The sequence below is a fragment of the Streptomyces sp. OR43 genome, assembly GCF_008042275.1.
Lineage (GTDB): Bacteria > Actinomycetota > Actinomycetes > Streptomycetales > Streptomycetaceae > Streptomyces.
The window spans coordinates 1-5252 of record NZ_RDBK01000068.1; the positions used below are offsets into that span (position 1 = coordinate 1).

General features: G+C 70.8%; 3 protein-coding genes. 1 reads left to right on the top strand and 2 read right to left on the bottom strand.

The features are described 5' to 3' along the window. Positions 1–171: 171 nt before the first annotated feature. Positions 172–2166 (top strand): CASTOR/POLLUX-related putative ion channel, encoded by a 1995-nt coding sequence (locus EAO72_RS40485; RefSeq protein WP_148022389.1) that lies wholly within the window; start codon positions 172–174, stop codon positions 2164–2166. 300 nt (positions 2167–2466) lie between these two features. On the opposite strand, the gene EAO72_RS40490 is transcribed toward EAO72_RS40485, so the two are convergent. Further along, positions 2467–3609, bottom strand: a complete 1143-nt coding sequence (locus EAO72_RS40490) for a beta-ketoacyl-ACP synthase III (protein WP_315986335.1) — start codon at positions 3607–3609, stop codon at positions 2467–2469. Then, on the bottom strand, positions 3606–5165 hold the full coding sequence (locus EAO72_RS40495; RefSeq protein WP_187285447.1) for a wax ester/triacylglycerol synthase domain-containing protein: 1560 nt from the start codon (positions 5163–5165) through the stop codon (positions 3606–3608). Before EAO72_RS40495 ends, EAO72_RS40490 begins: the two co-directional genes overlap by 4 nt. Positions 5166–5252: the final 87 nt, after the last annotated feature.

Below are 5252 nucleotides of genomic sequence, written 5' to 3' on the forward strand. Positions count from 1 at the left end.
GGCCAGGGGCGGGGGCCAACGCACGAGGGCTCCGTCTCGCGCGGAACGGAGGCGGGCACGGAGGCACAGGCCGCGCGCTCGCCTCCCCGGATCCGATCCCTAATGGATGAAAGGCCGCCCGATACCCGTGTGGCGCAGGAGCTGATTCCGCACGCTGCTGCTGTGTACAGGATGATCAAGGACCAGGGCCGGCGCCGGAGCGCGGCCGGCGTCCGCGTGGGGAAGCAGAGACAGCCACGGGGCACAGCGACCCCGGTACCGGGCCCGGAGCGGGAGACACCGCCGCCACGGGCTCCGTTGTACGAGCGCGCCCGGTACTGGTTCGACAACACCCTGGCCAGGGGGGTCACCGCCCTCATCGGATGGCTGGCCGTCGCATGCCTGGCGGTCGTGGTCCCGGTCAGCGCACTGCTGGTGTGGACGGACGACAGGGCCCCGGACACGGCCTGGGCCAAGACGGCGGCGGTGTGGCGGAGTGTCGGCCAGACGCTCAGGCTGGGCGGAGAGGTCGGTTCACCGCTGCGCGTCATTCTTTCGGTCCTGCTGGCGTTGATGGCGCTCTTCTACGTCTCCACCATCGTGGGCCTCATCACCACGGCGATCACCGAGGAACTGGTCGCCCTGCGGCGTGGCCACTCCACCGTGCTGGAGAGCGGACACACCGTGGTGCTCGGCTGGTCGGACCACATCTTCACCGTCGTGGCCGAGCTCGTCGCGGCCAACGCCAACCAGCACCGCAGCGCGATCGCGATCCTGGCCGACCGGGACGTGACCGAAATGGAGGAGGAACTGCGCAGCGAGGTGGGCGACACCGGCCGGACCAGGGTCATCTTCCGCAACGGACACCCCACCGATCCGGCCGCGCTCACGCGGGTCAGCCCCGCCACGGCGGACGTCGTCATGGTCCTGCCGCGTGACCATCCGCACGAGGACGCGGAGATCGTCAAGAACCTGCTGGCCCTGCGGACCGCGGTGGACGGCGACAGCCGGGTGCGGACCGTGGCGGTGGTGCGAGATGCCCAGTACCGCCTCGCCGCCGAACTCGCGGCCGGCCCGGGCGCAGTCGTGCTGGAGATCGACGACGTCACCGCCCGGCTCGTCGCCCAGTGCGTGAGGCAGCCCGGACTGTCCCTCGTCTACCAGGAGTTGCTCGACTTCGCCGGTGACGAGTTCTACGTCGTCGACGCACCGGACCAGACCGGTCGTGTGTTCGCCGAAGCACTGAGGGCGTGCCCCGTATCCAGTGTGGTCGGGGTCGTACGGGCGGACGGGACCCTCCGTCTGAACCCGCCGGCCACCTCGGTCCTGGGTCGCGGCGACCGGCTCGTCGTGATCGCCCAGGACGACGACACCACGGTCACCACCCACGAACCCGCCGCGTTCGACGAGTCGGTGATGGCGAACCGGGCACCGGCAGCAGCCCGCCCCGAACGGGTACTCCTCCTGGGATGGAACCGCCGCGCCCGCCACATCGTCCGGCATCTCTCCGGCCATGTCGCGGCCGGTTCCGTTCTCCATGTCGTGGCCCGCGGCAGCGAGAACCTGGCAGCGGAGGTACGAGCCGCCGCTCAAGCCGCTCCCGCGCTGACCGTCACCTACGGACCGGGCGACCCCACCCTTCCGGGCACGGTGAACGAGCTGGACCTCTCCGCTCACGACGGCGTCATCGTGCTCGGCCCCGACCACGGGCCCGGTCATGGTTCACCGGACGACCGGACCCTGGTCACGCTGCTGCTCCTGCGTGAGCGCGAGCGCGTGTCGGGGGTCCCGGTCCGGGTGGCCACCGAGATGACCGACGACCGCAACAGAGTCCTCGCACCCGCCGGCGTCGGCGCCGACTTCATCGTGAGCGGAAAACTGGTCGGCCTTCTGATGGCCCAGATCTCCCAGAACTGGCATCTCGCCGCCCTGTTCGGGGAACTACTGGCTCCGCAGGGCAACGCGATCCACCTCAAGCCCGCAGGCGACTACGTCCGCCCGGGGCACCGGGCGTCGTTCGCCACCGTCGTCGAGGCCGCCTCGCGCCGCGGCGAGTGCGCCCTCGGATACCGCAACCGAGGCAGCGCACGCGTGGGCGACGACCATGAGGTGCGCATCAACCCGGCCAAGGCCGAAGTCCGGCACTGGCGTGCGGGTGACGAGGTGATCGTGCTCGCCGAGCGCTGACGCGAAGGCGGGCTCGCTGGGCGGCGCTCATACGTCCGAGGCCCTGGGCAGCGCACGGGAGCGCGTCGAACGGGCTGCTGCTCAGGGAGTAGTGGGGTGGCGGAGCCGGTCAGGGTCGCGGGTCGTTCCTGCGGTGAATGTTCGCGTCCGTGCGGGTGGGAGGCGGCCGCTGAGTGCAACCGGAGCAGTCGGTGCGGGAACTCGGGTGAACCGCCGTGCCCCAGTCCTGGTCCGGGGGCGCGGGGGCTCACCCGTGAGGGGCCGGAGCGAGGGTTTTCCCGGCGACGCCCGGGTCGATGCTCAGGCGAGTGCCTGAAGGCCGACGGGCCACACCAGCGAGGTGGCCGCCCAGGTGAAACCCGCGCCGAAGGAGGACACGAGGACTCGTTGCCCGGCTTCGAGCCGCCCGTCGCGCGCACAGTGGCTCAGCAGCAGGGGGATCGAGGCCGCCGAAGTGTTGCCGACGTGGGTGATGTTGGACGGAACGCGCTCCGGTGGGAGGCCCAGCCTGCCGGCCACGGCTGCGCTGATGCGTGCGTTGGCCTGGTGGATGATCAGTCTGTCGACGTCCTGGACGAGCCAGCCCGCAGCGGTAGCTGATGCGTGGGTCACATCGGTGATCCGGCGCACCGCGTGCCGGAACACCTCGCTGCCGTTCATGTGGACGTACCGCTTGTGCAGGTCGCCGGTCGTGTGTGCGGGGCGACGGGAGCCTCCGTCGGGGATCTGGATGGCGTCCGCGTGGTCGCCGTCGCTGCCCCACGCGGCCGGCCCGAGGGCTCCCGGTTCGCCGGCGGCCCCGGTGGTGAGGACGACTGCGCCCGCGCCGTCTCCGAAGATCGGCGCGGTGGACCGGTCGGCGGGGTCGATGACGGCTGACATCTTCTCCGCTCCGATGACCAGAACGGTGCGTGCCGATCCGGCGTGGATGAGCCCGGCTGCGACGGTCGTCGCGTACACGAACCCCGAGCAGCCGGCACCGATGTCGAAGGCCGGGACCTGACGCAGGCCGAGGCGGTGGGCCACCAGTGGCGCGGTGCCGGGCACGTGATGGTCCGGAGTGCTGGTCGCCAGGACGACAGCGTCGACGTGCCGGATCCTCGCCGACTCCATCGCCCGTAGTCCTGCTTCCACCGCCAGGTCACTCGTGGCTGTCGCTGGATCGGCGACATGACGCCCGGCGATGCCGATACGGGTGCGGATCCACTCATCGGTGGTGTCCAGGCGTGAAGCCAGATCGGCGTTGCTCACCTTGCGCGTGGGCAGGTACGACCCCAGGCCGATGAGTCGCGAGGCGTGTTCCGCCGAGGAGGCCGTGGAGGTGCGTCCGAAGATCAACGGATCCGTTCGATTCTGTGCTTGTTGATGGGCGTCACCGAAGACGGGAGAGCCGCCTTCGGCGACGGAGAGCCGGTCGCCCCGGTGATACCGGGGACGGGTCACGCCTGAGGTACGGCGCGTGTGCGGTCCGATGACGGCTGGGGACCACGCCCGTCTGGCCTCCCATGGCTGGAGCGTGGTGCCGCCCGTCGGGCCACCAGGCCGGCCAGGTCGGCCACGGTGGTCGCCTGCGCAAGCTCCGGCTCGGTGATCACGATGCCCATGAGGTCTTCGAGCGTCATCGACAGCACAGCAACGGCCAAGGAGTCGATGCCGGCCTGCTCCGGAGTGGCCTGTGGAGTGATCGGTGCAGGCGGCAGGCCTCCCTGCTGGACCAGGATGTCTTTGATGAGCCCGAAATCGACCAGGGACGACGCATCGATTTCGGCGCCGGGCGCCGGGAGGACCACGCCGGTGCGGGGAGACGGACCCCGCACCTTGTCCGCCTGCGGGAGTTCGTCCACGGCGTCGCGGAAGAGGCGGGGCAACTGGTCCAGCCCGGGCAGCGCGGTGTCGGTGACGAAGCAGACGCTCGTCACGCCGTTGTAGCTGCAGGCCACGACCGAGGCCGGCTGGTGCCGCGGGAGCCAGTTGAACGGCTGGATGTGCGTGACGGGGTCCAGTCCGTAGCCGAGGGGCCGGTGAATGGCGAGGTAGGAGGTGGTGACGGCAGAACGGCCGGGGGTGGTCATCCGGGTCGCCAGAGCCTGGAACACGCGTGCGGGCAGGACGTCCATCAGGGAACGCATGGCCGTGAGGCGGCCCGGGTCCTTCGAGGAACGGGTGGCGGCGATGATGTGGTCGAGTCGGCCTTCAGCCGTCGGCTCGTGGCAGGGGAGCGGTGCGGGGGCGAAGCCGATGTAGTTACCGGGCCGGTCCCGTTCCCCGGCGCGGCGCAGATTGACCATGGTGATGGCAGGCAGCCGCCGGTCGGCACCTCGGGGCCAGGCCTGGGACGTCCATGTGCGCAGGGCTCCTCCGAGGGCCGCCAGGAAGCCGTCGTTCGTGTCGCCGCCGCGGGCGGTGGCGGCCTTCCGCAGGTGTTGCGTGGGTACCTCCGTCCAGCCGATGGCGCGGCTGCCTGCGAGGGGCAGGGCGGAGTGGTTCCACACGTCGTGGGTGGCGCTCGCGGAGAGCATGTCGCGCACGGTGCCCAGATAGGCTCCGGCCCCTGCCCGGATCAAGGGCTGCCGGGCCGGCGCGGGCACGGTGCCGAACAACGTGGTGAGCGTACCCACCATGCCCATGCCGTCCTGGGTGCTGTGGTGTGCGCGCAGACAGAGGGAGTACCGGCCGGGCGCGTATCCGCTGAGCAGCCAGATGTCCCACAGGGGTCCCGCGTCGGGCAAGGGCCGTGCGACGAGGTCGGTCAGGGCCGCCTCGAGGTGCTGCGCGCCTGTGGGGCAGCGCTGTTCACGGACTCGGATGCTGAGGTCGGGCGAAGGGTCGTGGAACCAGCGGGCCTTGAGCCCGGGGCCGCGGAGGTAGTGGGTCAGGCGCGGCTCGTGGTCCAGGTGGGAGGCGACATGGCGGCGGAGTTCGGCCAGAGGAGGAGCATCGCCGTCCAGGTGGAGGACGACTCCGATCGTCTGGGCGACCGAGGGATGGGTCTGAGCCATGGCATGCATGGTCAAGTCCATGGAGGTGGGACGAAGGGGCACGGTCACGGTCTGCTCCGCTGTGGTGGGTGGGGTTGGGGAGACAGC

Coding starts and splice junctions, on each gene's coding strand:
- EAO72_RS40495 (WP_187285447.1), bottom strand. CDS start 5,165: ATGGCTCAGACCCATCCCTCGGTCGCCCAGACGATCGGAGTCGTCCTC.
- EAO72_RS40485 (WP_148022389.1), top strand. CDS start 172: ATGATCAAGGACCAGGGCCGGCGCCGGAGCGCGGCCGGCGTCCGCGTG.